Genomic DNA, 25658 nt, shown 5'->3' with positions numbered 1-25658 from the left:
CCTTTCACGGAAGCTTGATCACAAGTCCAATCGGCAGCTTCTTCAGTTGTGCATCTTTGATGCCATTTAACTTCTGCATCTCTTTCCAGCGAGATCCATCTCCCAGATGGGCTTTGGCTACAGACCACAAGGAGTCTCCGGCTTTGAGTGTAACCGTCTTGGGCTGGATTTTTTCATTGGGCCGGGAGGCTTTGGTTTTTGTTTTTGAAGCAGTATTATCCTTGCTGTCCTTGAGCGGTACTACTTTTTTGGCGGCATAGAAAATGAACTGCTTCAGCTTGATATCATACTGGATATCCCCCACTGTACCCGCTGTCTCTTTCCAATCGAAGCTCTCAATGGAAACCGCCATATTAATGGTATACCTTGCACTGGAAAAGAACAGCCTGACGGGTCTGCCCGTCTGCATCCAGCCGATGATCTTTTTCACATATTCATAGGGATCACGGTAAAACTGCTTCTGAATTGCCGGATGTCTTGCATCATAGTTCAGATGGTACGGGCTGTAGTCTGCTGGAAAAATCCCGCTGAAACTGACTTCACGCAGCTTCGGCGACTTGATCACGTTAATTTCACCCAAAGCGCTCACGTTAAACGAACTGCCGTCTCCCGAATCCGAAAACTCAATGCTCTCTGGTGTCACCGGGAAAAACATGTATTCAGAGCGGTTATTGAAGCTGAGTTGAATATAATATTCCACTTATCCATACACCCCCTGGGCACTGGAGACGATCTGACTGTTCAGTCCATCGGTGATTTTGCTGATGATGCTGTCCACGTCATGTCCGCTGTTGATATCACCCGTAGTGACCTGAACAGTTGGCGTAAGGCTGACAAATCGCTGAATCGCCTGCATCTCTGCCAGCTCACGCATCAGTTTCAAGTCCTCGCTCGTCACATCCACTGTGCCATCCACGTCACCGATTTTGTCCACCTGTCCGATATTGTTGATTTTGTTGATGTTACTCATGTTGCTGTTGGGGACAACGGTGGGAGCAGGTGCTGTTGGTATTGAAGGCATAGGAGGTGTTTTGGGTATTTCAGGTGTGAAGCCTTTGCCAAAATTACCGCCTGGTAGACCTTTATCCTTGGAATCTGCATTCGAAGTTGAAGAGAAACCAGAAAGTAAATCCTCCGCAACCTTCTGACCATCTTCAAAAGCTTTAGGATTGTATTCTCCGTCCATTTTGAAGAAAGTCTTCACATCTTTATCACTCGTAGGCTCCCAAGATTCCAGACCTTTCTTCCACTCCTTTATTTGCTTGCCACCTAAATTAATATCTGAATCTTGAAACAAACCAATATTAAAGCCAAAAGTTTTGTTAACAAGTTTGATCAGACTGTTCAGTCCACCATTAATTCGTTCCATGGCATCTTCAATTACAGTTACGACGTTATAGAATAGATCAAGTATGAAAATCCCCGTATCTTTAAATAATTTCTGTAAAGCATACATCGGAGCTCTGAAAGCGTTGAAAATGGCCTCCCCCAGCGAAGCAAACAGATTCCACACTGTAGCCACAACTACGCGTACGATTTCCCCAAGCATCATAAATGAACCTATAATAACTCCAAGAATCTCTGTACCAGACATCCCCATCATGTTTAAAATTCCAATAACTGCGGCAATCGCAGCAATTGCTAAAAGAATCGGCCAATTTAACAATAACCACGCAGCAACCAGACTGTATACTTGGATAATGACCAAAGCCAGAGCTACAAGCGCAAGCGCCATAAGAATCGGCTGAATAATATCCCAGTTCTGCTGAATCACACTTGCTATATACAGAATGCCATCTACCAGCATCGTCAACGCGTTTGCCGCAACCGTAAATGCATTGCTAAGCCATTCAATAATGCCAGTGAATTCACCATTGGCAAAAGCCTCATTTAATCGATCTAGTAAAGGCGTCAACGCAACAAGAGCTGCCTGTCCAATCTGGCCGAGAACCCCATTAAACTGATTCACCAGTGCATTCCACTTCTGCAACGGTGAATCCAACATGGTATCAAAAGCCTGTTGGGTATAGCCTTGTTTTTGTAGAATAACATCAAGCTTTGTGATAAACCCATCCAGATTGGATGAATCAATACTTTGTTGCAGACCTGCTCCATTCAAAATCTCTTCTGGAATATTAAAAGAGCTTGCCAGTTCACCATTATCACCATTCATTGCGGCCACCAAAGCACCTGAGGCATCCGAAATACTTTTCCAGTCTGGAGAAAGCATGCTCAACCGTTTAGTCATGTCTCTCAGCTGATCAACCTGGTCCGTATTCTGCGCATACGGGATGAGAGATAGTGCACCTTGCAAAGCATCCGTAACATTCTGTCCGCTCTTGGAAGCTTCCGCACGGTAGCGATTAAAGATCGTCTCTCCCTGAGCATCATCACCCGTAGCAGCCATATAGCGATGCTTCAGATCCTCTTCCTGCGCCGCTGGTACAAGAACCGCTTGTCCTGCTGATTTCATCATGCTGATCCAGGATCGCACGCGTTGGGCTCCTTCTGCAAAAGCTGCGTTTACTTTGGCTTGTTCCTCGGATACCCCTTGTAACAGTTTGGATGCCATTGCAATACTGTTCAGTCGAGCAGAATTAAACATGGTACTTATAGCAGCAGGTAATTGTTGAAATTGCGTTACTATACGTGTTGAAGTAAGATACAGTCTTGCAAACATGGCATACATTTATTTCTCCCTCCTTTCCTTTTTATTTCTTCCGGGCGCGATTCTTGGACCGTTCTTTCTTCTCTTCTTCCACCCGGATGGAGATCATCGCATAGATCGCCGCTCGTTCTCGCATGGAGAAGGCCATTAGCTCGTGCGGCAAAATGTTTAATTCATGGAGAGCGTAATAAGCCAGATTGGCTTCGGAATCGCCCTCTTTAATTAGTTTTTTACGTCATCCACCAGTTCGTTCATATCCTGATTGAAGCCATTCAGCTTCTGGACCTGTTCACCGAGCGAAGCAAATTCCCCAGGCAATAGCATTTTCCGCAAAAGCGATTCCGCCCCCATCACGCCATATGACCGCTGGAGTTCTGCGTTTTTCAAATCAGGAAATACTACACTTGCGCTCATCAGGCGAGCCATGTAATCATTCGCATCAATGTCGGGTGTATAGACACCGTTCTTGCCCTTGATTTTGCGGGTAGCCGCTTTGCGGCATTCCTGGTTCTCGTCCTCGGTCATGCTGCGCAGTTTCCAGGCAACCGGTTCGCCTTTCTCATCCTTGAAACGGGGGGACACGATATACTCCTCCGTTGTATCCATTGCTGCATTTTGGGCAAAAAACATACTCAATCCACTCATGTATTGTTCCTCCTCTAAAGTTAGGCTCCCCGCCGCATGAAGCGGCGAAGAGCAGAAATATGACACGCCAAATAGCCCGTAACACAGGCAAGTTGAACAGGTTTCTTTTACAAACCCGCTGCTAAGTTAAACTGTTTATAAATCTTAAATTACTATGCTTTCCACGCTAAATTACTTAGGAAGGTTGAACGATACAGGCATATCGACATCTTCAAATGTAAAGCTCACTTCTTCCTCCAGCGCCTCTGCCTCGGTATCCAGGGATGCCATAATCACACTGTCGAGGTTGACGCCTTTGAGGGTCACGGTCTGTTTGCCAATTGTAGACGAAGGATCTTCGTTAGTCACTTCAATGTCGAAGTACGTGTCCACACCATTCTGCATGTACTGGAGCATAAGCTCGCGGAAACGGGATGTGGTATAAAAGATTGTCATGGAACCTGAACCGGACCAACCGGTTGCTTTGTGCTGTACGCCGCGACGCCCCAACGTTTTGACCTCTGCTTTTTGTTTCTCCACCGTTGCTTCCAATGTCTTCACATAGAACATTTCTTCCGTCTGTCCGTTAATCGTTGCGTATGCGCGGCCTTCCTGGCCGGAGATCGTGTCACTTGCTTTCAAAAATGCCATCTTAAACCACCTTCACTTTCATATATACTTTTTCAACGGAATCCACAGGTTGGACCTGAATCTCGATCAGAATACTGTCGGTTTCATTGCCCAGAGCAACAGTGATATCTGTTTTGGAATCAAAATTTTGAATGGCACCAATATCTTGAAGTTGCTTCAGATAAGTCACACATTGGGAACGGAACAGGCTGCGCCCATCTTCGTTGTTGTTCACTTTGCCGATGTAGTAGGACTCGAAGATCCGTTTCATGTCGTTAGCGATACCATCGAGTACACGGACAACACGGTTTTTGGCAAAATGACGTGCCTTATCCGGTGTCACCGAACGGAATGTATTTACATCCTGTTCTACCACCGCACGGTTGCTGCTCGCTGTAAACACAAACTCGCCATTACGCAATGCTGCTTCTGTCTCGGTATGTGTCAATCTGCCATTCACATCCACGGCATCGTCATACGCACGGAACGTCAGGGATTCATTCAGATTAGCCCCGGCTGTTGCACCAGCAGTCCAAGCTACCGTTTGTTTCGGCGTAAGAACGGTACCGTCTGCAAGTACAACACCATTTTTCACACTGATAATGCCTTCATGATCTGCAGCAGGATAATCGGACAGAACCAGTTGCACCTTCTTGCCCTCGGTATCACGCAAACGCTTGATGTAAGCTGTATAGACTGACTTGAGTGTGGCATCATCTGAGACCAGACCAACCGTGTTAAAATCCAGCACCTCTAGCTTGGTTAGGAAATCGGAATGGTCTTGGTTCGTTGCTGTACCATCCAAGCCACCTGTTAGTGGAAGTGACGCTGTAGCTGTAAGTGCACCTTCACCAGTAAATGTGACGTATGCGTTGGATTCCAGAGATTCGATGGTAGACGCGGTTTGTTTGTCCACTTCTTTACCCACAAGCAAAGTGGAGACATCCAATTGATCCGGATCATTAATATTCGCGGAGATTACAACAGCCAGATCATTACCACGTACGCCGCCGTGTTGGGCTGTGACTGTCAGTTTATCCAAAGTTGCCTTGGCTTTAGTACCTGCATTCAGTCGATAAAGAAGTAAGGTCTGTGCCCGTTTCAAAGCTTCGCGGATGAGCAGCAGTTGAGGTGCTGTCCAGTCATAGCCCAATTTGGCTTGTACATCTTCACCAGCTTGTACAGTCATGATCATGCCCGCTTGTCCCCATGACAATGGCAATGCCAAAGCCACCGTTCCCCGCTCTCCTACCGTACCGGGCAACGAGCCCTCTGATGCAAAATTCATATATACGCCGGGGCGTACCTTGTTTTGTGTTGTCCATGTTCCTCCAGCCATTATTGTGCCTCCCCATTCATAAATTGTTGGATGTGTTGCTGTGCTTCTTGCAAGGTGTACGTTTGTTGTTCCAGCAGAACTGCTGCCAAAATATCTTTTTCGATAAGGCTGAGTTGCCGGGATTCGGCGAACTGTGCTTTGCTGTATTTTGGATTGTTTTTCTGTGGAGTGTCTGTTTTTTTAGGGTCCGGTTCTTTTTTCGTAAACATTGCCAATGCGCCTCCTATTCCTTTCATGTAGATCCCCTCATTCGGTTAGTTAAGTTCAATAAAAAAAATAGCTATACTGACCACTTTAAGGACAGGATAACCATCGTTCGGTTGAACTAATATAGTTATTCTCTTGTAGCCTTAAGTGCGGTAGGTCGCTGTTCCAGTTGTTGCATGGTACGGGCGGACTCCGACACTTTGGTGGTTCGCATGGTATAGTACACCAGCATTCGTGGTGTGTCGTTCTCCGTTTCCCAACGCATTTCCGTTGCGCGATAGGATGTGCCCTCCACGTCGATGGTTTCCAGTGCTTCAAACAGCTCATCTGGCAGGGTTGCTGGGATATCGTTTGGATCGAGCCAGCGGATTTCAAAGGCATGAGACAGGACGAAGCGATCGCTGCGTTCCCTGGTGAGCTGAGCGGACAGCAAGCGGTAGGTTAAGCCTTTAGTATCTGGATTAGAGTTGTTATTTCCCGTTGACGGGTGGATCGAGATGTTCGTGAAGCGCTGTGAGAGTATTCTTGCAATGGCTGTAGTTAGTTGGTTTGTAGTCATAGTTCACCTCCTTTTTATCTGGTGAAATAATTCATGTCTAAAATTAATTAATTTTTTTGAATAGCACCCCATCCTGAAATTATATAAATATCTGTTCAGGACTGTTGTGTAAAAGACATAATCGGTATTCCAAACTTCTACACTCTTTTCATTAATATACAAAAACCAATTACGAGAACATGAGGTTATGTGTTATATAATTGGAAGCGAGTTACATTATATTTCTGCTCTAGTTCATCCCTACCGCTGCAAGAGCTTCAGCCACTTTATCACGGCTTTGTAATGGTACAGACTCCAACTTGATCAATCCTTTATGGATCATCATTACGTATACAGCTAACATATTGTTACCTCCTTTCAACCCACACGGTTCAAAAACCGAGCCAGGTTATTCGGCATTAGGAAGTGCTTTAAGCATTATCATGTGTAATTCCATCAACGCCAATTGATTTGCATTGTTTTCTTCGGTAAGTCTGGACAACCTCGTTTCTAAACTCTCTACGGCAATATAGTCATAGTAAAGCTTGTCCGATTCTGGGTTGAACATCAGGACTGGCTCCATATTGGGAATCGCTTCGGGGTTTGGTATGGCTGATTTGCTGTCTTTATAATCACCCTTTATGGTGTCGTTAACTCCGTAGTATATACCAACGACTCGACCTGTTTTTTGATAAACTATTTTCAAAGGGGTCCCTCCTTAACCGTAAATATAGTTATAATTGGATTCGAAATTAAAATTGGTTGTTGGGGTATTCCCCGTAGCCCGGCCAACTATTTTCACAATACCATCCATATCAAAGTTTGCTGGGGCATTTGCTACTGTGAAGGGATAGGAACCACTAAACGTACGGATCGTTCGATCGATACTGCTGATCAAATACTGGTAGTTTAAATAAGTTCTTGCTTGATTACCATAACCAAAGAAGGTCATAAAATTCCACATAGTTCCGTTTTTGTCAACAGCGACATACGTAAATATTGTCGTCCCGTTATATTGCGCCCAAAAAGATACGGGTGGCGTTGACGATTGGATATTGGGAAATAAGAATAGTTGCTTCGTCCCTGCTGGTTTTTCAACGACTGTAAACTCAAACGGCCGATCAGAATCAACGGGTTTATCTCTATGGGATGTATATTGAGCAAGAACCATACCCGAATTGCTAGGGTCTAACGTACCAACAACACCCCCAATTGTGGAGACACCACGCCGTAGGTTTTCTGGAATTAGGGTGGGTGTTGGTGTGGTCACCCATGACTCACCGTTGTAGTATCCAGTTGGTGGTCTTAAGAACACCCGATCACCAACCCATAATGTTGAATCTATGGCAGGCATGTGATGATTTTCTGCTGAACGGTTAGGCATCGTTCCTATTCTGCCGTTGCCAGCCACATTACTAAATGTCGCACTTGTCAACACTTGTGCTTCTGTTGCGTTGCCCGTAGACCGGACGACAGTAGTTAGCTTTGAGACAAGCTGTGCCCATGACTCTGATGTGGATGCCGATACACCTATGGAATTAAGCGCGGCAACCACATTCGCTTTTTGCTCAACTCCAAGCTGCTTTGCCGAGGTAGCCTCATCAAATGCTATCTTAACAGCGCTCGGCGTTGCCGCTTTGTCTTTTGCAGTGCTATTAGTAACATCAGACAACTGTACCTTCCCTTTTTGCGTCAAAGACGCATCGGGAATATCCATCTTGCTCACCGCTTCACGAAGCGTATCCAAATCCGCTTGTGTCGCAACACCTGCATCAATCTTCTCAAAAATTCCATTAATACTCTCCCGGGTCACATTCTCGTTTCCCAAGGGAAGAGGTAATTTCAGTCGATCTGTTTCTTTTGGCATTACGCCCACACCTCCAGTTCATTCCACGTCAAGGACGCGGCGTCCAGTTCATTCCATGTTTTCTGCTTCTTGTCCAGATCGTCCCAGACCAGATAACGATACTCATATTCCACGGCCATATGGGCCGGTTTCAATTCTTCAATCGCCCGTTTCAGATCATCGATATTGGGCGGGATGCCCATCGTATCCACAAAGCTCACCGTAAAACTCCACGCTTCCGGCTGAAAAGTTACATCCACCTTGCCTCCGGCATAAGCCTCAGCCACATTCGCAACCAGCCTGCCGGAGAATTTCCCGGCACCACGCAGCTTCGACTCCACCACAGCACGCCTTTGTTCCACAGGTTTGAGACGATGATCGGTCTCAATGCCAAGCTCCTGCTCCCAGAAGTCCAGCCCCCACGTCGCCGTCCGGACAAAAAACTGCTCCAACGTCTCATCCAGAGCCTGGTACAGCAGATCCATTTCGGTGCCTTTGGCCTGCATATCGGCTTGCATGACGCGCGAAGTCTCGTAATACCGTGGCAAATACGAGAACAACTCCCGCCCTTTCTCACTCGTCAGTCCAACATCTACAATAGAAGGAGCACTCATGACCAGCATCCTCCTTTCCTTTCACATTCGCGTGAACTCGCTCACTCCACGGGTTTACCGCCATCTGCCGAACGGCTTCCTTGCTTCCTGAACGACCTTCTCCACTACATTCCCGGAAAGCTTTCTCATCTTCCTTCCGCACGTTACACCTCACCATCTGCCCAACACTACTCATGCACATCCACCGTCCCCAGCACGGCTACCTGACTCGTGGTCATCTCAATATTCTGGTCGCTCACACCGTTCACGGTAAGCTCCGAATAGTCGATAATTGGCGGAATGTCCAGCAGGATCGCGGCAATGCGGGTGTAACGCACGAGTGGATCTGCAAAAGCCAACTGTTTCAGATACGCGGTCACCCCACGTTCGATCAATGCTCGCACATCAGCCAACGTCGCATCACTGGCCAGCGTCAACTTCACCTGAATGTTCATCGGCACTTCTTCTGCTGGCATCACGGACACCACTGGCCCCGCCGGCGCAACACCTTCACCTTGCCCATCCTGCGTTGGATCAACATACTTTTGTACCGCTGCCACCAGATCAGTACCTGCGGCACGTTTGTCCGTGTCCAACAAATACAATCCCACCGTACCTGGTCCCTGCCATAACGGTATAACCCGTGTTGCACCAACACCTGGCACTTCACTGGCCCACTGTACATATTGCGATTTGTTGCCGCTTGTCCCTTGGTTGCGGACTTTGGCATAAAAGCGTTCCAGCAGCGCGGTATCTGCCTCAACATCCGCACCGCCTTTGATCACCTCAACGTTAGTGACAGAAGTCACGCCACTTACAGGTGTAGACAGCACCGTTACCGTGCCCGCAGGCACATTGCTCTCTTTTCCAGCAACAAGCGCTCGCACGCCAACCACCCCGAAGCCCTCTGCATCCAGTTCCACACGTCCGACTGTCTCATATTCGAGCGAAGCTTCAGCAGACACTTCATCCGCGAGCGTAGCCACGACCGTTCCAGCAGGCACCACTTTCCCCGGCGTACCCACGAATCTCACAGCACCCTGAGCCGCCACCGCAGCCCGCCGCGTAATGCCGTGCTCTCCCGCCCGCAGATCCAGCTCTTCCGAACGAAAATTCGGATCACTGCTTGCAGCCGTACTTGCAAACCCCCGCCGCAGTAATTCCTGCGCCCACAACGCCGCCTCAGACAGCATAAACGCTACCGGAGCTTCCGCATCCCACAGAAACGAACCCTCCGACTTATCCAGATCCGCGGGCAGACGATCCAGCATACGCTGCATAATCTGTTCCTCCGTCTGGTCCTCCAAATAACGCGGAATCTCAGCCATCCCGTCAGATCACCTCACTTTCCAGAATAAACATCTCTTCCTGCACACTCGCCACCCGGCACGAGAACATGCACTGTTCCCGATTCCAATCGAATGTAAACTGGTCTACCGAATCCGTGCGTGGATCAGCCAATAGCGTTTCCGTCACCATCCTGGTAATTTCACTTTCCATCACGCCGCGACTATCACCATGACCCACCAGCTCCTCCAGCTCCGAACCATAGTCCCGAGAATAAATCACATGTCTGTACCTTGGGGTTTTCACGGCCTTGATGCACCATTGCACCCAGGCTTCATGCCCATCAGCAGCAGCGACTTTGCCACTTGGGGTCAGCACAAAATCGCCTGTATCGTAATCAAATCGCCAACTTCGTCCAAAGCGTACCTCTTCAGATGCCGCCCCCGACAGATCCTCCTCATCTCCCCAGACCATACCCGTTTCCGGGAACAAACTAGGCATTGGCACTCACCACCTTACACAGCACCACAATGTCGTTACCGCCATTCACCCGCATCGCCAGTACGCGATCTCCCGCTTTTAATCCTTTACCAAGAGACCACACCGCTTCTTCCACTTCCTCTTCTTGCAAAAGAAACCGTCCTGTGACCGTCGTTCCACCGTTTGCCACGTCAGGTATATCGGAAATCGCGCCAGCAGCCTCGCGCTCCGGTAATCCAAGCGTGCCCGGCAACTCGGCCACGAGATAATCCCGCACTTCGTGCTTGAAATCATCCAGCTTTACGCCGGAAGAGGTCATCGTACCCAATACCGCGCCCAGACCGCTCACGGCCTGACGGGAATGAGTACTCATCGCACCCCGCATGACGTCGGCAAAATGCCCATACGGATCATCTTTATTCAAGGTAAACCCTCCTTTTCACCAGCTCAGCCGTCCCCAGTTCCAATGTCATCGTTCCAGGTCCGGCAGACAGATCACGGCTGACCGACATGACGATTAACTTCAGTCCTTTTAACAACACGGCGTCCCCGGCGCGAATCGTATTCACATCCGGTGCGGAGATCGTAAAGGTCTCCTGAATCCCCGTCAGATGACTTTTCGCCAGTTTCTTCGCGGCGTTTGTCGATTTCACCTGATCGTCCTCGACCAGCTTTTGCAATGTGCCCAGTTCTTCCACACCATTCTGCTCAATCGCGAGCACTTTGGATGGAACCTCTTTGCCACTTCCAGACTCCGACGCTGCCATCACCTTCACTTTGGTGACCGCTCCTTCGAGCGTACGCATCTGGGTCAGATCAATCAGCCGATCCAGCTCATACACCTTCGCGTTACTGCCGACCTGAAATAGCTGCAATCCGCCGGGTGTCATCCGTGGATGATACATCTCCCCACCAGACTTGGCCGTTTCCTTCAGATCAGCAAACATCATCGAAAAGATCGTCTGTGACCGATACACGGCTTTGCCCAGCTTGGTCTTCGTATCCGGTAGCGTGCCGTATGGAATCTTCCACTCTTTGGCGTAGGTTTTGAGTCGTTGCGTAGCAGTCTGATCCTTCGGCAACAGGAACTCGTCCTCTGATTTTTCCAGATAGATCATCCGGTCGTACACCGTGAGAGATAGCCGCTTGGTGCCGCTGTTGGAACTCTCCACCTCCCAGATGACCGCAGGATGCAGCAAATGAACCATGGATTTTTCGCCAAAAGGAACCCCGCTAATCCGCACCGCCATGCCCGGTGAGATCGAAGGCAGACCCGAAGATGCAGACACCGCCAGCCGGATGTTGGCCTGATACGCAATCTGGTCCAGCGAGTCCTTCAGCGTAATTGTCTCTACCAGCTTGGTGATGTCATATTTGTCGTCGACAATGACCTTGTAGGTCATGGCATCACCAGCTTTTGCCCGGGCTTGATCCGGTTAGGATCAGTGCCGATGATCTTCTTGTTGAGCTTGTAGATCTCGTTCCATTTGGAACTGCTGCCCAGCTCAAGCTTTGCTATTTTGGACAGAGAGTCACCGGATTTGACGGTGTAGGTCTTGCTAGACTTTTTCAAATCCGTACGAGAACCTGACTTGCTCCCGGATGCAGCTGAGCCGACCTTCTCCACCTTGGAATCCCGCCATGTCCGCAGGGTTAAGTCGAAATAAATATCTCCGCTCTCCCCGCCCCGGAAGGTCGTATTGTGCGAGATCAGATATACCGGCACATTCACCCCCGTGTTGGTGATGATGAAGCGCAGCGGCTTTTTCGATATCAAAAACGTATTCAGCATATTCATCGCTACCCGCGGATCAGGCAAATCTTCGTACATGCAATAGGACGCATCATACTCTTTGGGAAAAAAAGAAGAGAAGGTGATCTCCTTCACCTTCTCCCCCTGCGCAAAATCAAACTCGCCATGCTCCAGCATATTAATCGTTTCGTACCCTTTGGAACGTGAGATCGTCAATTCTTCCGGTTTCACTGGAAATTGAAACTGCGTTTTCCCATCGATCAGAGTAAATTCCATTCTGATCCCTTCCACGTTATCTTCCAATACAGTCATAAACGGCCTCCTTTCTGCTTAGGCCATGATGGTTTTTCGGTTTTCCATCGCACGACGCACTTCCCCTACAATACGTTGTCCAACTTGACGTGATAGTCCATCGTAGTCAATGGCATTTTCACGAACGGTCACCTGCACAGCACCTGGTGGAATATTGATCGCAATCTGATTGGTAGTTTCGGTTTTGAAATCCTTCAAGTAACCGGACAGACTGCTCATCTGGTCTTCGGATATTTGTACCGTCATCGTAGACGATTTTCCATTCGTCTGCGTAGCACCGTTACCAAGCGCCATGGCTTGGTTTTGCATCATGCTTGTTCCCATGAAGCCAGCAGATGTAGGCTGACCGACCTTGCTGTTCATATAAGCCGTTGGGCCTGTCATGGCCAGTGCTGGTGGAATATAAGCAGGTGCCATCTGCGGCCCTGTTGGTAATTGCGACGGTGCAGCTACTGTTGCTGCCGAGACCGTCTTCTCTTCTTTTTTGGAACCAAAGCCGAAGAAGTTGGATATGCCATCGGTGATTTTTTTGGTTTTCTCAGAGACATAGTCCGCTGCACCCGACAATGCATCCCCTACACCCTCGGTAGCACTAGACATAAAGTTTCCAATATCCTTCGCTTTGTCTCCGATCCAACCGCCTGCTGCACTTCCGGCCCAACCACCTACTGCACCACCAACCCATGTCCCTATACCAGGTAAAAGTACACTACCGATGGCGCTACCAATCGCAGTGCCTGCTGTGCCGCCAATCATGGAACCTACCGCTCGACCACGTTCTTCCGGGGGTGCTGTCGCTACATTCGCCACGTCTGCGAGCATGCTTATGGGTCCGAGAAGCCTTTTGGCACCTTTGGCGAAACCTCCGCTCAAGCTGTCCATCAACCCACTACCTGCCAGCATATCGGTTAATGATCCGAGTGAACCAGAGTCTGCGAAGCCTAAGCCACCCATACCTCTAACTCTTCGTCCTCTTCTCCCATTTCTATTTCGATCGGGTGGAGGATTAGGCGGATCAGGTACAGGTGGCCTCGGTACCGGATTTGGTCTTGGGCCTGGATTCGGGCCGTTGCCTGATCTTCTACCACTTCGGTAGCCTCTTCTGCCCCGATCAGGGCCTCCGCCTCCACCCGCATTCGGTGTACGAACTCTGCGGTTTTTGCCCATCTTTCCACCTGTGCAACAGCAGCATTTGGAAGCCGGGCTTCTGGTTGGATCTGGTGCAGGACTGTCATCCTTTTTCTTTTTGAATAAACCAATAATATCCCCTACATTAAACGCTGCATCTTTCACATCATTGAATGCTTGAATTCCTTCAAGCCACTTTTCCCACCACTTTTTAGGTTCTTCTTCCTTGGCAGGATTATTGACCGTATTATTATTGCTCCCAATGTTCAGTGCCAACGAAGGCCCACTCGCCGGGTTCATCTTCCCCATCGCCACTTCGATCTTCTGCCGAACCTCAAGCGATACTGTACCCGAAGCCGTAACCATCTGGTCCCTGAAACTGTTCAGTTTCGCCAATGCGCGATCCAATGCTGGACTGAGCTTATCAATCAACCCAACCGTCGGTGTAATTCGCAGCCTGCTGATTCGCACAGCCATACTATAAATATGCTCCAACCTGCGCCCAGTCGTTCTCAGTTCATTGTTCACCTTGATTAGACTCTGATATCGAACTCTTCCCAGCCGTTCCGTAGAACGCTGGATCTGATCCAGGTATCGAAGGGTTGTCCGCATTTCGGCATTGGACTTGGATAGACCTACAATCATTTCTGCCATTTTTTCACCTCCTGCCTTATATCGTTATCTATTCATTTGCGAAGTGATCGCTGCCATTTCCTCTTCCGAGAACGCGATCAACAGCGAGCGCTCCCCGCGTGGCAAAGACCAGAACTCTCCGGGTCGGAGATGATGACGTACCCACATGTGATACAGGAACGTGGTCATTCCGCCGGAGTGAATCAGTTTTTTAGGTCTTCAATCTCCACACCGAAGCCGGACAGCTCCAGCACTTTATCACCTACAGCATCCAATTCACCCGCGAGCAGCATACGGCGAACCGCCTGTTCTCCACCAGACAGCTTCATGCGACCGGTAATGCGGGTATCCCCCCAGCCGGACAGTTCCAGGCTGCGTACTTTCAATTTCACGGTTGCTTCGGAAATGAGAAGCGCGTTAAATGTTTCCGTATCCACCTTTTCCTCGGTGCGGCCTTTGGTCGTTTTTCGAATTGTACAGCGTTCGCGAATGTGATCCACTTTGGAGGACGTCAGTCCACGCAAGGTCAACAGCAGATCCAGACGCTGAATCCGCACATTCTCCTCTGGCAAACGTTCTGCTGCTTCAAACAATTGATCCAAAATCTGTTCTTCGGACATATTTTCATTCATACTCATTGGGCGTTATCTCCTTCTTGCTCACATTTTGCAATCATAATGGTACACTAGCCACTCCGATGACAGAATAACCTTCCGATCGCTGTTATCCCCAGATTTTTTTGATTCCCCTCTTCAAGGGAAAATCCGGGGATAAAGGCGAACGCTCCACTTCTTCACGTTATTTCTGTCCTCTCCGTTATCGTGTAGATACTAAATTTGCTTTAAGTAGACAACAAAGAGACCGAGATCATCTCGGCCTCCATTAAAGTCCTTTTTAGTTCGCCACAATCGGATTTAACAATTCAAATCCTTCAAACGTGAAGCCCGTTTCCTCCGGTACTTCCTCACCCGCTGTCCAGTTGGCAAGCTGGATTTTGTCCACCATGCAACCTTTTAGCAGAACACTCTCGTGTCCATATGATTCAGGGTCGTTCAGCTTCGAAATAATCTCGAATTTGGTGAAGCCGCGCAGGATCATATCCGAAGTGACCTTGTAGCCCGTCATCGTGCCTGTTCCTTTTTTTGCGCCGTTTTTGTGCACTTTCCAGTCGTTACCGACCAGGTTCAGCTCACGCTTTTCAATCTCCACACTCGCTTCCAACTTGTTAATGTTTGTCTGCCACACACCATCAATATGCAGCTGACCATGGGTACCGAGAATTACTCTTGACGCATCCAACATACTTTTTCCTCCTTGAAATTAAAAATATCGTGTAAACCATCCGTTCATAGTAATTATTTTAGAAAAATAGTTCTTTCCTTCCACACAACCTTATTGCACGTAAAATATACCGAACAACTGCTCCATCACATCCGTCAGCTTCACATTCCATTGCAGGAATACCTGATCTGCCTCCGGTTTGAGAACTGGAGCAGTGCCATAATACGCCGGATCAAGAATGACATCGTAACCGTCAGCTTCAATCACATTGCTCTGTGCGAGCAGCGCCAAATAGGCCTTCATGGCACTAATCAGTGCCTGACGACCCTCTTCGGTATTGTTCACTTTACCGATATACGTATCTTCCGCGGAACGTTGCAGATCCGTGTTAATGGCGTCCAACACACGAATAGATCGGATTTTTTTCCACGCATTATTCTGGCCAGCGGCTGGCGTTACAAGTGTGTTTACACCGCGAAGTGCTTTCACCTGACGTCCATCATGGAAGAAAATAAATACGCCGTTCTGTACCGCCTGCTCCTGTTCTGCGCGCGTCCAGCGACGTGTCACATCATCGAACGGCGTAGCTGCATAAGTGGTAGATTGGTTCAGACGTTGTCCGGCGATCAGTCCTGCAACATAAGCAGACGTTTCTGCCGAGCTATAGAATGCATCTCCAAGGCGAACGCCTGTACCAACGTTAATCACACCTTCATGGTTGAGCGCAAGCGAACGTGCTGCTGCTTTTTGTGCTGCTGTAGCAGAGGTATCATCCGCTGCCGAACCGCCAAATACAGCCATCACTGGCTTGCCTTCACCACGCACACGTTTCACCCATGCCGCAAAGCTCGCAAGCAGAGGTGCATCAGCCGCCTGATCCAAAGCCAAGACGTCGAATTGCTCTCCTTCCAGCGCACCCTGCACAGCAATGTATTCCGCATTGGTTAGGTCATCATTGCCACTTACGCCGCCTTTGAATGCCGCACCCGCAACAGTAGCTACCACACCCGCACCATCACCAATCGCCTGCGCCGTCACCCAGACATTTCGTTCATCCGAATTAATCTCTTTTGCCAGAGAAGCTGCTGTGATATCCGCAGTCAGGAGCGCATACAACATCCGGTTACCTTCAAAGAGGCGCACTTCATGTTTCGTATTATCAATTACACCTGGCTGGATGGTGACGTAGAATCCATTCGCACGATCCCCAGGATACTTCGCATCCAGTTGCAGCACATTGGCATCACTGCTGTCCTTCAAGGTGAGCGTAGCTGTTTTGGCAGCAGCATTTGCTACCCGATAAGCGAGCAACTTCTTCGGCCCGCCCAACAGGGCAAGCTTCAAGGACGTATAAGCTGTACCGTTGTCCAGCGCATTCGCCGCATAGATACGTTCAATCGCCGCTTCGCTCCCTACTTCAACAAAAGTCCCTACAGGACCCCAGTTGGCCTTGATTGGAACAACGACCGTCCCCCGCGTTCCCGCTTGAATGGCCGAGGATGCTGCCGCCTGAAAATTCATATATAAGCCCGGAAGGACCGGACGATTCGTTTGCTCCCAAGTTCCACCTGCCATTATCCCTTCACCTTCGCTTTCATAAATTGGTTAATTCGTTCTTGCGTTTCTTCAATGGAAAACGTCTCTTGCGCCGCTTCGTACAGCGCACCGTACAGCACCTCTGCCTTAACGGCAAAGAGGGCTTCTGCATGATTCATCAGTTCGGCCCGTGTATACCGCGGGGCTGTCTGTTTGCTTTTTTTCACTGAGCTTGCCATAGCCATCTCACCTCATTTGTTGGACTACTAATTTCGTTAAACGATGAACTTATCGCTATGATTTTCGAACTACGCTACAAATTCAAGCTTTAATTCTAATCTTGGAACTTTAACCTTTAAGTTTGATCTATGAATTTTTGATCCTTTGAACCTATGAATATGAAGCTATAATGTTGAAGCTAGATCTATCATCTCAAAGCTACATTCTCATTCTAAAGTTATCATCTGGAACCACCTGTGATGGAGTTCCTCTGGGCTCAACATCTATTCCGTCCCTTTGCTATGGTGAATCCCACGAATCAATGGCACATTTGTACCCGGACGACGAATCCGCTGTTGCAACGTCAGTCGAATCTGACCATTCAGATACGCATCTGCCTGTAAATCTGCCGTGACCTCATCCACTGTAATATATCTCGTGTTACCTTCGTGCGCTTCGCCCCCCGTTTCATTGACGGCAAGACGAGATTGCACAGCAAGCTGTTCGACCAACCGAGTAACTGTGTGCCGTGTTAGCACTGTATGATCGGTGAGCACATGCCCAATCCACTGTTGTCGAACCTCCAATGCTGAAGTGCCCGCCACAGACGTGTTGCATCCGGCCAATCGCCATAACACAGACGGCGTATCGTATCCACCGGGCCAGGCATCCCCATATACCGACCAGTTCGAGCCAAGTTCTTGCTGTGTCCAGTCTTGAAGCGCAGCTAACCATCCATCTCCCGTTTCAGCGAGAGAAGGACCCCAGTCTTCGGGAATATACACCCCAAACCGCAGACTGCGTGTAAGCATGCCAAACCCGGCATCCACTCGATCACTATCTGAAGAACCCAGATAGATGCAGGTGAAGGCTACTCCTTCTTCGTCAATCAACCTTACCTGATGCAACCCTTTGATTAGTTCAGCTGACCAATCTTCCACTTGTTCAGCGCCGCCATCTTCCGGACGAGCGTATGGTGAGATTTTAATAATCCTTCGATATCCCGCCCAAGCAGACTTCGGCACTTCTTCGGCAAACGCAACCACGGCACAAGGCCCAGCCAACACTTCGCCTGAAGCAGGTACATCCAGCACACGATCATCCCAATCTGGAACAAGGACCGCGAGCTTCTGTTTCAGCGTTTTTTTAATGAGCGTACTCATTTTACCGGTGCTCATGACCGTGCTAATCTCATTGTTCATAGACACATTCATTTCGCCCCCTTTGGCTGCAAGTTTGAGATCTGCCCACACCGTGCAGCAACAATGCAGCAGCAGCAGTAGACTCCCCCTTTGAATTCAGAGTCTGTATGCTATCGAACCATTACAGAGACTACATTCACCGCATCAAAAAGACCGGCCATTTGGCCGGTCTGTACATTAGCGTATGTGCTTTCGGTGCGTCCCTTGTTGTTGATCCGATAATACAATCTTACACCCTTTCATCCCTAGCGCGGACGGTGTTCCGTACGACTTCGGTGCGATTAAGGGAGTTGTTCGGGTGGAAAAAAGACGATACTTGTATCATCCTTAAAAGGATACCTAAGTAAGCATTAAAATTAAGAACAAATAATTGATAAATTTATCCAAATATATTAATATTTCATTATCAAATTCGTTGTCGCTTACTTAAAACAGAGAGGAATGCCAATGAGTAAAACATTCAAGATCACTTCACTTGTCGTCTTATCAATTATACTCGGGATATCCTGCTGGGCTTATTTCGGACTGCTTGGTAATCCGCTCAAGAAAAATGATGCTGAACAACAGGTAACCACTTACCTGATCGAACAGAAAGGTTACTCCCCCGAACAGCTTATCGAAGTAAAAGGGACTTACTCCTCAAAAAGTTCTGAAGCACCTTACGGTGCCTCCGTAACATTCGCGGATGAAATAGAAGCGAAGTATAAATATATCATTTTTAACAACGGCGAGATTAAGCAGTACAGTCATACGAGTGATCACCCTAAACATGAGGAGCAAATGATGAGATAACAGTTTAGTTCAAAGTAACTTGCGGGTTCAACGTAATCTCAAATGCGCGGCCCCAGATGAAATCCGGATTCGCATATTCCAACAGTGCACTAGCATACGTCGCATAGGATAATTCGTCATTACAGATCTGCTTAATCGCCACATTGCCTGTCTGGAAGGCTGTCTTATTCGCAAGCGCCGTGGTATAAGTTTGCATCAGATCACGGAGCAATGTTTGCAGATGGGCATAATCTTCCTCCGAGTTGAACAGCAACATATTTTGATCTGAAAGAGTAGCCACATTGGTATACAACGCGTGAGCTCGGGAATACGTGCGAATCTCTGCAATCGCTACCGCTTTATAGTAATAATCTTTCAGGAAACGTTTAAACAACAAGGAGCCGTGTGCATTCATTGCATCTCGCAATTTATGCTCATGCTTCTCTGTGGTGATCAACGCGTACCTGGACTGCCCCATACCTACGGCAATACCGATCTTGTTGCCCGGTGTATTCCAAGCACTGTATCCCAACACCCGTCCGGTATATGGACTGCTCAGCAACGCTTCAGCAACATCAACATTCGCTGGACCTTTTCCCACAAAATCAATTAACACCGAAGGCAGGCCTTGCTCCCCATTCAGCGTCAACTGCTCCAACGCAGCCTGCACCTGATCCAGAGCGGTAATCGCAATAATCTCGATGTCGACGGCTGTGTTCTCTCCGGAAACTCCCGGGTGACCCTTGGTCATACGATCCAGTTCGGAAGCCATATCAAATGGAACAACTTGCTCGACCGATACAGCCACCAGCTGTTCATTATCCACACTAGTCATCGGATCCGTCACCACCTCCGGTTCAGGATATGCCGAATCCGCCACAAGCACACCGCCCACAATATCCACGTGACGAACCACATTCTCGTGTACGTCCATGTATTCATATGTGTTGATGATCGTATTGCCGTGAGGACCAAAATATTTCACGGCGTAACGTGTCTTCGCCCCGCCTCGGAACAACTGGTTAGCCATGCGAGCAACCAAAGCGTGCCCCAGACCATCCGCATCCGGCAAGATGATGGCACGATCCGGATTTTGTCCATTGGTTCCACTGAGCCATTCATTGATTCGTGCTTCTACATAGTTGATTTCATTAATCTGAACACCCTGCGTGTTGGCATCGTCGACACCCACGGCGAGGAAATCGATATAACCTGAGCGAGCCAGCTGATCCAAAATGTACAGATTTGTTTTGAATTTATGCTGTCTTGTATTGTAATACTGTTCTTTATCAAAATAGGTCGTTGTCCCATATTCCACTCCATCCGGGGACAGGTTATAACCTTGAATAATATCTTCAAATTCGGTGTATGTCTGACGCGGCTGCTGCATCAACGCACGGGACTCATTATATGCATCGAGTGCCAAACCATCTGCAAAAGAGGTTGTAGCCAGACGCATGATGGTATCCATTACGAACACAGGTTTACGTGGATATTTTTGCTTAATCACGCGGATTACATCCAGCAAACGAGTGGTTTCTCCATCGTATTCAGGATAGGTGCCTCCCCCATCTTCACGAAGCTGACGACTGCCAATCAGACCGCCATAGGCGAGCATATCGGATGAGATAATGAATCCGTCGACCTTGGCAGCATGTTTCAGAATAAAGTCGTGAATCTTGGATGGTTTTCCATAAACCGGCGTGGAGGTACCGAGCAGCGTTGTGCCATCTACGGTTTTCTCCGAGTCCAGACGATTCTTAATATCACTCAGGTTCGGTGTAACGATATGGATACCGGCTGCTTTCCCTTGCACAATCACATCATCCAGATTCGCTGGACGATCATCCAGTGGAACATACAATACTGTTTTCATATCACGTAGCCTCCTGTTATCTGTTTAGTCTTATTACCCGATCAGGGCAAGGGAACAATCACCGAATTAAAAAACCGGCCCCATGGCCGGTCTGTACTTTAGCGTATGAGCTGTCAGTGTTGTCTGCCTTGCTGCTGATCCGATAATACCATTTTACCGCCTTTGCCCACTCGTGCAGATGGTAATCGGGATGAATTACGCGTGAATGTGGTCGTCTCTATGGCGGTTAGAAGCCGATTTATTGTGAGGAATTCCTATCGATAACCCAACCAAACCCATCCTTTTGATGTTTATATGACGTAAGCAGTTTTCAAATTCTACGAACAATAAAGGATGAATATGACCATGAAGAAAAGGTATTTCTTCTATCTTTGGATTGCTGTCACCAGTTATATGGCGGGCCCCGCTATGTATGCGTTGGCGATGTACATCTTATATCAGGAAACAGATGTTATAACAACATCTCTCATTGGATGGACCACGGCAACATTCTTATCCGTTGGTATCCTGTTTATCCTGATTACAGTCATCGTGCTACGAGTGTTCAACATCTATTATTTCTGGCTGCAAACCCTGCTCTTCGAGTTGTTTTTCCTTGTCCTCGTCTATATGACCACTGTTCTTCTTGGGGCTGGCAACAGGGGACTGCCCCAGCTGTCCTTTCTATTTACACCCGAAGGCATCTCCTTATGGATTTTCTGGGGGAGTATTGCACTTATGAGTTCCTGGGGTATATGGGCAGCACGTCAGCCTATACGAAAATCGCCATACATGTTGGTGTCCCGAGTCATGCTGATCCTGTTTATCCTTGAAATTTGGCCTCGTTAAAAAGATACAGCCTGCCGATGATTCAGTAGAACAGAATAATGACAAAAAGGATGTCCTCCGTCAAACTCCTGACTGACGGACACCCCTTGTAAAATGTATGTTTCATCTCACGCGATGATATAACGAAAGTTCTCCCATGTTTCTGGTACGGGCTCCCCGTTCTTGGCATGATGATAGAAGCTGAACGGGAATTTGAATACATGACCTCCGTTCCAGTCACGGGAACGTCTATCGGTGAGCCAATATTCCAGTTCATGGGGCAACGCCACCGACCGTTCCGCTCGTGCTAGTGGCAGTAGATCTACAGGTGATTGTAATGTCGGCATCGCCTGTTCAATATCCACATCTCGGCTTAATCGTAATGCCTTCACCATGGTAAGAAATGGCGGGATGCCTTTGTGGAATAATGCCGGATAACCCAGTTCATATAATATGTTAAGCGCATGTCCGTAAGTCAGCATATGACCAATCAGGTCATGATGCGCTTCCGCGTGATAGATCGTCTGGAACGCACCAAGTTCATCCAGAATCAGACGTGACAACTGAACTGGATCTTCGACCTCGGGGAAACCATCACTTTTCTCTGGCTTCAGACTGCGAATTTCTTTCGTCGTTGTGTTCATCCAGGATCTTCCTGGGATGGTTCGATCGAATGAATCGATCAGTTCAACCAGCCGACCAATCTCATCCGCAGTGCCCCATCCATCCAGTTCGCGAATGGCTTTCAGACTGATTGCCCCGTAGATGGCCTGGTGTCCCACCCAGTGCAGCTCTCCAATGGTTCGATGCAATGCGTCCGTAATACACGCTTCGGCATCTTCCCTGGGCATCATCTCACCTATTGGAGAGGTCTGACCAGGGCTGATTCCATGCTGGCGAAGCATGGCTTTTGCTTCGGCGGTAACACTGCCGGCGGCAAGGGCAGTGAGACGATTTTCCCGCACCCAAAAATATGCTGCAATCGCACCCGCCCCATAATGGGCGTGCCACAGATCTCCTGTACGTTCCCGACTGGAAACGATAATCGATAGTCCTTCTTCCAACAAACGTCGATCCAAGCTTGCCACCACCCTTCATCATCTGTATTACGAAGTGGCTTTCTTTCAGAAAGCTTTCAGCTTCGCTTTTTCAGGTTTCTTCTGTCCTCTCTGTTATCGTGTAAATGTAGTTCAACTTATATATTCTGGTTAATAAATAAAGCGTTTACTTCTATAACATGATGGAATTGCTCCACATATGCCCGTTTTGACCCGGAATGAAAAGTTTAGCCTATTCGAAGCTTGCCCACGTCACGGATGGATACTTCCAGTGGATAGATCTGTGCTTTTTGCGTAGAGAAAAACCACGTCCGCTCCTTCTTCACCACAATAAATAAACCATGTACATCTCCTACAGGAGCAAAGGTTTCACTAACCTCCCCCCAGCGCGTGAGTCCCATCTGCTGAAGCTCATTCACCGTAGACAGAACATCATCCGACACCAATCCAACCTCACATACCTGTACGATGTCTTTCGCAGAGAAGTTATGATCTCTCTCGTTCTGAATACGATGATGAGCAATCAGCTCGATAATATTACTTGCCGGATCTTCGAAATAGAAAGAATGAGAGTTCCAATTCGTAGAGTACGTCTCATCCCGCTCCCCTTCCTTGCTTAAAACAACACGGGATGCAGCCCACTGTTTGGCTTCTTTGAATCGATTCGTCGGAATCATCCAGGCCACATGATAGAAGGGATCATGATCCGTCTCACACTGTTTGAATATCATCCTGGTCGATCCAACCTGAAGGTGGAAGGCCTGATCCGTCGCGTTGGACACCTCCATGCCTAACGTAACACTATAAAAATGCTTGAGCTCCTCCAGCCGAGTTGTGTATAACTGTAATTCTTCGATGATCATACGCTTCGCCCCTGCATCTTCTCCCACTCACTCCATGGCACCATGCCAAGTTCAGGCTTCGCTTCATCCGGGAGCATGGCGATGAATTCAAGCGAATGACCATCCGGGTCGTTAAAATATACAGATACCGCAGGCATCCAGCCAAAGACGTACAGTTCACCGATATCATCATCCAGGAAGTTGCGTGTCTTGATCCCTTTATTCTCCAAGTGAGCCACCGCATGTTTCATATCCTCGAGAGATACTTGAAAAGCAAAGTGCTGACGCTGCACCTTGGAAGGTTCCTTTTGCCACAATCCCAGCATGGCATTGCCTTTTCCACCTATCCAGTAGAAGGAGTTTCCGCGTTCTTTCTGCCCATAGGCATGAAGTAAACCCAAGACCGTTTCATAGAAATGATGGGATCTCTCCAGATCCGTCACGTTTAGATGTGTTTCAAATATGCCTGTAATCATGATGCTCAACCTCTTTTCCATTTTCGCCTTTTCTTCATTCTTTCTTAACTCGTGGATGCATTCCGCGCATTCGTTAACGTCTGGGCCAGATTCAAAAACGATCCAATAACCCGCTGCACCCGGTCCTCTATATCCTGCCTGCCTTCGTATTCTTCATATCCGTCAAATGTCGCTTCGAATCGTCTGCGCTGTGAACCCCCAATGGAGATCCACTCTTGTGCATTAATGCCATGCAGATTGCGAACAATCGCTTGCAGTTGTAAAAGCGAACTTACCCCCACTGCTCCGCCGGAGGAGCTAATGGACAAGACGGGTTTGCCGCTGAAATGAGCCTGACTCAGGTGATCCAGTGCATTTTTGAGCACACCGCTAATACTGCCGTGATACTCCGGTGTAGACAGGATGATTGCGTCCGCAGCGAGCATTCGCGTGTTCAGGTCTGCCAGATGTTCGTGATCCGCTTGTTTCTCATCTGGTGCGTAGAATGGGAGCGGTGACTTATACAGATCAAACAGGCTGGCCTGATGTCCTTGACCCCGAATAATCTCCACCGCATACTCTCCCAATCGTGTACTGGTTGCATTATTCCGATTGCTGCCTGCCAAAATAACAATATTCATTCATGTCACTCTCCTTGTTTTTTGGGTTCAAACGCTAACGTTCCTTCAACCGATCCGTCTTTGACTATCCTTATCTTACCTTTTTTCCACATTCAATTCGTCAGCAGATAGACTTAACTTGAATACCAAAAAAACTCAACCTTTAGGTTGAGTTTATACGACTTAAGTATGAAGATATGTCGGAAATGGTCAGACGACCCAGCCATTTCTTAACGCATGAAGAGCCGCTTGTGTCCGATCCGCCAACCCCAGTTTGTCGAGCAGATGACTGACATGGGTTTTGACCGTTTTTTCGGTAATGACCAATTGAACCGCAATTTCCTTGTTGCTCAGCCCTTGAGCAATCAATCCTAAGACCTCTTGTTCACGGCGAGTGAGCATATCCGGACCGCCAGAAGATGTTTGCGTTGTTTTCTCCACCTGCTTCAGCTCTGGATGTAGGGTGTCCGCCGACTGATCTGTCGGTATTTGCTTTGATAACTGTTCGCTCATCGACCCATCGGATGAAGCCATCACATGCATCAATTGACCTGCTGCCGCAGGATGTAATTCCACCTGACCCGCATGCACATTACGAATGGCCACAGCCAAGTCCTCTGGTTCAATATCCTTGAGCAGATATCCTTTCACCCCAGCGCGCACAGCAGGAACCACATGATCCTGATCGGAAAACGAGGTGAGCACAATGATTCGGGTTGTTGGCATTAGTGTACGCAGCCGTCTAGCTGTTTCGATTCCGTCCATGACCGGCATATGTAGATCCATTAATACCACGTCGGGTTTTAACGCTTCCGCCTGCGTCAGAGCTTCCTGTCCGTTCGATGCTTCACCAACAACCTCCATGTCTTGCTGTGTGCTCAAAAAAACGTGCAGTCCTCGTCTCACCATCGCATGATCATCTGCGAGCAAAATCGTAATCGGCATCTCTTCTC

General features: G+C 48.3%; 29 protein-coding genes. 2 read left to right on the top strand and 27 right to left on the bottom strand.

Translation table 11 applies throughout. The features are described 5' to 3' along the window. Window positions 1-4 precede the first annotated feature (4 nt). The 21 genes from MKY85_RS06350 to MKY85_RS06250 form a co-directional block, all read right to left on the bottom strand. On the bottom strand, window positions 5-700 hold the full coding sequence (locus MKY85_RS06350; protein ID WP_342572130.1) for a phage baseplate protein: 696 nt from the start codon (window positions 698-700) through the stop codon (window positions 5-7). Next, window positions 701-2689: a hypothetical protein gene (locus MKY85_RS06345; protein WP_342572129.1), complete on the bottom strand. Its 1989-nt coding sequence runs from the start codon at window positions 2687-2689 to the stop codon at window positions 701-703. Between the two features lie 201 nt (window positions 2690-2890). Further along, entirely contained in the window at window positions 2891-3313 is a 423-nt protein-coding gene (locus tag MKY85_RS06340) for a phage portal protein (RefSeq protein ID WP_342572128.1), read from the bottom strand. A gap of 171 nt (window positions 3314-3484) precedes the next feature. Continuing rightward, the gene (locus MKY85_RS06335; RefSeq protein ID WP_017690162.1) at window positions 3485-3943 is read right to left on the bottom strand and encodes a phage tail tube protein; all 459 of its coding nucleotides are present in this window, start codon (window positions 3941-3943) and stop codon (window positions 3485-3487) included. A gap of 1 nt (window position 3944) precedes the next feature. Next, the gene (locus MKY85_RS06330; protein WP_342572127.1) at window positions 3945-5261 is read right to left on the bottom strand and encodes a phage tail sheath family protein; all 1317 of its coding nucleotides are present in this window, start codon (window positions 5259-5261) and stop codon (window positions 3945-3947) included. Continuing rightward, complete coding sequence (locus MKY85_RS06325) at window positions 5261-5470, bottom strand: hypothetical protein (protein WP_342572126.1); 210 nt, start codon at window positions 5468-5470, stop codon at window positions 5261-5263. Before MKY85_RS06325 ends, MKY85_RS06330 begins: the two co-directional genes overlap by 1 nt. Before the next feature lie 125 nt (window positions 5471-5595). Then, window positions 5596-6027: a DUF6838 family protein gene (locus MKY85_RS06320; RefSeq protein ID WP_342572125.1), complete on the bottom strand. Its 432-nt coding sequence runs from the start codon at window positions 6025-6027 to the stop codon at window positions 5596-5598. 388 nt (window positions 6028-6415) lie between these two features. Further along, window positions 6416-6712, bottom strand: a complete 297-nt coding sequence (locus MKY85_RS06315) for a hypothetical protein (RefSeq protein ID WP_342572124.1) — start codon at window positions 6710-6712, stop codon at window positions 6416-6418. 12 nt (window positions 6713-6724) lie between these two features. Continuing rightward, window positions 6725-7873, bottom strand: a complete 1149-nt coding sequence (locus tag MKY85_RS06310; RefSeq protein WP_342572123.1) for a phage tail protein — start codon at window positions 7871-7873, stop codon at window positions 6725-6727. Continuing rightward, window positions 7873-8466 (bottom strand): YmfQ family protein, encoded by a 594-nt coding sequence (locus tag MKY85_RS06305; RefSeq protein WP_342572122.1) that lies wholly within the window; start codon window positions 8464-8466, stop codon window positions 7873-7875. Before MKY85_RS06305 ends, MKY85_RS06310 begins: the two co-directional genes overlap by 1 nt. A 167-nt stretch (window positions 8467-8633) precedes the next feature. Beyond that, window positions 8634-9773, bottom strand: coding sequence for a baseplate J/gp47 family protein (locus tag MKY85_RS06300; protein ID WP_342572121.1), 1140 nt, complete (start codon window positions 9771-9773; stop codon window positions 8634-8636). 4 nt (window positions 9774-9777) lie between these two features. After that, a complete protein-coding gene (locus MKY85_RS06295) occupies window positions 9778-10233 on the bottom strand; it encodes a DUF2634 domain-containing protein (protein ID WP_339259378.1) in 456 nt (151 codons plus the stop codon). After that, window positions 10226-10636: a hypothetical protein gene (locus MKY85_RS06290; RefSeq protein WP_339259377.1), complete on the bottom strand. Its 411-nt coding sequence runs from the start codon at window positions 10634-10636 to the stop codon at window positions 10226-10228. The genes MKY85_RS06295 and MKY85_RS06290 overlap by 8 nt, the downstream gene beginning before the upstream one ends. Continuing rightward, window positions 10629-11615 carry a phage portal protein gene (locus MKY85_RS06285; protein ID WP_339259375.1) on the bottom strand — a complete coding sequence of 329 codons (987 nt, stop codon included), beginning with the start codon at window positions 11613-11615 and terminating at the stop codon, window positions 10629-10631. Before MKY85_RS06285 ends, MKY85_RS06290 begins: the two co-directional genes overlap by 8 nt. Next, window positions 11612-12241, bottom strand: a complete 630-nt coding sequence (locus tag MKY85_RS06280; RefSeq protein ID WP_339261335.1) for a LysM peptidoglycan-binding domain-containing protein — start codon at window positions 12239-12241, stop codon at window positions 11612-11614. The genes MKY85_RS06285 and MKY85_RS06280 overlap by 4 nt, the downstream gene beginning before the upstream one ends. A 54-nt stretch (window positions 12242-12295) precedes the next feature. Then, window positions 12296-14059 carry a hypothetical protein gene (locus MKY85_RS06275; protein ID WP_339259374.1) on the bottom strand — a complete coding sequence of 588 codons (1764 nt, stop codon included), beginning with the start codon at window positions 14057-14059 and terminating at the stop codon, window positions 12296-12298. A gap of 182 nt (window positions 14060-14241) precedes the next feature. Next, the gene (locus MKY85_RS06270; protein WP_017690174.1) at window positions 14242-14676 is read right to left on the bottom strand and encodes a hypothetical protein; all 435 of its coding nucleotides are present in this window, start codon (window positions 14674-14676) and stop codon (window positions 14242-14244) included. Window positions 14677-14932: 256 nt separating this feature from the next. Further along, a complete protein-coding gene (locus MKY85_RS06265) occupies window positions 14933-15340 on the bottom strand; it encodes a phage tail tube protein (protein WP_105600731.1) in 408 nt (135 codons plus the stop codon). A 90-nt stretch (window positions 15341-15430) separates the two neighbouring features. Further along, a complete protein-coding gene (locus MKY85_RS06260; protein WP_342572120.1) occupies window positions 15431-16894 on the bottom strand; it encodes a phage tail sheath subtilisin-like domain-containing protein in 1464 nt (487 codons plus the stop codon). After that, window positions 16894-17094, bottom strand: coding sequence for a hypothetical protein (locus MKY85_RS06255; RefSeq protein WP_017690177.1), 201 nt, complete (start codon window positions 17092-17094; stop codon window positions 16894-16896). Before MKY85_RS06255 ends, MKY85_RS06260 begins: the two co-directional genes overlap by 1 nt. A gap of 264 nt (window positions 17095-17358) precedes the next feature. Next, window positions 17359-18282 (bottom strand): hypothetical protein, encoded by a 924-nt coding sequence (locus tag MKY85_RS06250; RefSeq protein WP_342572119.1) that lies wholly within the window; start codon window positions 18280-18282, stop codon window positions 17359-17361. Window positions 18283-18723: 441 nt separating this feature from the next. On the opposite strand from MKY85_RS06250, the gene MKY85_RS06245 reads away from it, so the two are divergent. After that, a complete protein-coding gene (locus MKY85_RS06245; RefSeq protein ID WP_342572118.1) occupies window positions 18724-19068 on the top strand; it encodes a DUF3139 domain-containing protein in 345 nt (114 codons plus the stop codon). A 4-nt stretch (window positions 19069-19072) separates the two neighbouring features. Here MKY85_RS06245 and MKY85_RS06240 read toward each other — a convergent pair whose 3' ends face one another. Further along, entirely contained in the window at window positions 19073-20923 is a 1851-nt protein-coding gene (locus MKY85_RS06240; protein WP_342572117.1) for a DUF4127 family protein, read from the bottom strand. Window positions 20924-21268: 345 nt separating this feature from the next. On the opposite strand from MKY85_RS06240, the gene MKY85_RS06235 reads away from it, so the two are divergent. After that, window positions 21269-21751: a hypothetical protein gene (locus MKY85_RS06235; RefSeq protein ID WP_342572116.1), complete on the top strand. Its 483-nt coding sequence runs from the start codon at window positions 21269-21271 to the stop codon at window positions 21749-21751. A 107-nt stretch (window positions 21752-21858) separates the two neighbouring features. On the opposite strand, the gene MKY85_RS06230 is transcribed toward MKY85_RS06235, so the two are convergent. The 5 genes from MKY85_RS06230 to MKY85_RS06210 all read right to left on the bottom strand — a co-directional run bounded on the left by MKY85_RS06230 (window position 21859) and on the right by MKY85_RS06210 (window position 25650). Beyond that, complete coding sequence (locus MKY85_RS06230) at window positions 21859-22809, bottom strand: hypothetical protein (RefSeq protein ID WP_342572115.1); 951 nt, start codon at window positions 22807-22809, stop codon at window positions 21859-21861. A gap of 206 nt (window positions 22810-23015) precedes the next feature. Continuing rightward, entirely contained in the window at window positions 23016-23651 is a 636-nt protein-coding gene (locus tag MKY85_RS06225) for a ring-cleaving dioxygenase (protein WP_342572114.1), read from the bottom strand. Continuing rightward, a complete protein-coding gene (locus MKY85_RS06220) occupies window positions 23648-24106 on the bottom strand; it encodes a VOC family protein (protein WP_339240217.1) in 459 nt (152 codons plus the stop codon). The genes MKY85_RS06225 and MKY85_RS06220 overlap by 4 nt, the downstream gene beginning before the upstream one ends. Window positions 24107-24150: 44 nt before the next feature. Next, window positions 24151-24726 carry an NADPH-dependent FMN reductase gene (locus tag MKY85_RS06215; protein ID WP_342572113.1) on the bottom strand — a complete coding sequence of 192 codons (576 nt, stop codon included), beginning with the start codon at window positions 24724-24726 and terminating at the stop codon, window positions 24151-24153. Window positions 24727-24915: 189 nt separating this feature from the next. Continuing rightward, window positions 24916-25650, bottom strand: a complete 735-nt coding sequence (locus MKY85_RS06210; RefSeq protein ID WP_342572112.1) for a response regulator transcription factor — start codon at window positions 25648-25650, stop codon at window positions 24916-24918. Window positions 25651-25658 lie beyond the last annotated feature (8 nt).

It is taken from the genome of Paenibacillus sp. FSL R5-0749 (assembly GCF_038595085.1).
Lineage (GTDB): Bacteria > Bacillota > Bacilli > Paenibacillales > Paenibacillaceae > Paenibacillus.
Note: the sequence above shows the minus strand (reverse complement) of the source record. Positions and strands in the feature narration are given on the sequence as shown.

Bases quoted from the DNA above. Each gene is read 5' to 3' on its own strand.
- MKY85_RS06270 (WP_017690174.1), bottom strand. From the start codon at position 14,676: ATGAGTATGAATGAAAATATGTCCGAAGAACAGATTTTGGATCAATTG.
- MKY85_RS06340 (WP_342572128.1), bottom strand. From the start codon at position 3,313: ATGAGTGGATTGAGTATGTTTTTTGCCCAAAATGCAGCAATGGATACA.
- MKY85_RS06265 (WP_105600731.1), bottom strand. From the start codon at position 15,340: ATGTTGGATGCGTCAAGAGTAATTCTCGGTACCCATGGTCAGCTGCAT.
- MKY85_RS06345 (WP_342572129.1), bottom strand. From the start codon at position 2,689: ATGTATGCCATGTTTGCAAGACTGTATCTTACTTCAACACGTATAGTA.
- MKY85_RS06225 (WP_342572114.1), bottom strand. From the start codon at position 23,651: ATGATCATCGAAGAATTACAGTTATACACAACTCGGCTGGAGGAGCTC.
- MKY85_RS06255 (WP_017690177.1), bottom strand. From the start codon at position 17,094: ATGGCAAGCTCAGTGAAAAAAAGCAAACAGACAGCCCCGCGGTATACA.
- MKY85_RS06215 (WP_342572113.1), bottom strand. From the start codon at position 24,726: ATGAATATTGTTATTTTGGCAGGCAGCAATCGGAATAATGCAACCAGT.
- MKY85_RS06310 (WP_342572123.1), bottom strand. From the start codon at position 7,873: ATGCCAAAAGAAACAGATCGACTGAAATTACCTCTTCCCTTGGGAAAC.
- MKY85_RS06330 (WP_342572127.1), bottom strand. From the start codon at position 5,261: ATGGCTGGAGGAACATGGACAACACAAAACAAGGTACGCCCCGGCGTA.
- MKY85_RS06305 (WP_342572122.1), bottom strand. From the start codon at position 8,466: ATGAGTGCTCCTTCTATTGTAGATGTTGGACTGACGAGTGAGAAAGGG.
- MKY85_RS06275 (WP_339259374.1), bottom strand. From the start codon at position 14,059: ATGGCAGAAATGATTGTAGGTCTATCCAAGTCCAATGCCGAAATGCGG.
- MKY85_RS06335 (WP_017690162.1), bottom strand. From the start codon at position 3,943: ATGGCATTTTTGAAAGCAAGTGACACGATCTCCGGCCAGGAAGGCCGC.
- MKY85_RS06235 (WP_342572116.1), top strand. From the start codon at position 21,269: ATGAAGAAAAGGTATTTCTTCTATCTTTGGATTGCTGTCACCAGTTAT.
- MKY85_RS06220 (WP_339240217.1), bottom strand. From the start codon at position 24,106: ATGATTACAGGCATATTTGAAACACATCTAAACGTGACGGATCTGGAG.
- MKY85_RS06295 (WP_339259378.1), bottom strand. From the start codon at position 10,233: ATGCCTAGTTTGTTCCCGGAAACGGGTATGGTCTGGGGAGATGAGGAG.
- MKY85_RS06210 (WP_342572112.1), bottom strand. From the start codon at position 25,650: ATGCCGATTACGATTTTGCTCGCAGATGATCATGCGATGGTGAGACGA.
- MKY85_RS06245 (WP_342572118.1), top strand. From the start codon at position 18,724: ATGAGTAAAACATTCAAGATCACTTCACTTGTCGTCTTATCAATTATA.
- MKY85_RS06240 (WP_342572117.1), bottom strand. From the start codon at position 20,923: ATGAAAACAGTATTGTATGTTCCACTGGATGATCGTCCAGCGAATCTG.
- MKY85_RS06300 (WP_342572121.1), bottom strand. From the start codon at position 9,773: ATGGCTGAGATTCCGCGTTATTTGGAGGACCAGACGGAGGAACAGATT.
- MKY85_RS06285 (WP_339259375.1), bottom strand. From the start codon at position 11,615: ATGACCTACAAGGTCATTGTCGACGACAAATATGACATCACCAAGCTG.
- MKY85_RS06280 (WP_339261335.1), bottom strand. From the start codon at position 12,241: ATGGAATTTACTCTGATCGATGGGAAAACGCAGTTTCAATTTCCAGTG.
- MKY85_RS06260 (WP_342572120.1), bottom strand. From the start codon at position 16,894: ATGGCAGGTGGAACTTGGGAGCAAACGAATCGTCCGGTCCTTCCGGGC.
- MKY85_RS06320 (WP_342572125.1), bottom strand. From the start codon at position 6,027: ATGACTACAAACCAACTAACTACAGCCATTGCAAGAATACTCTCACAG.
- MKY85_RS06325 (WP_342572126.1), bottom strand. From the start codon at position 5,470: ATGTTTACGAAAAAAGAACCGGACCCTAAAAAAACAGACACTCCACAG.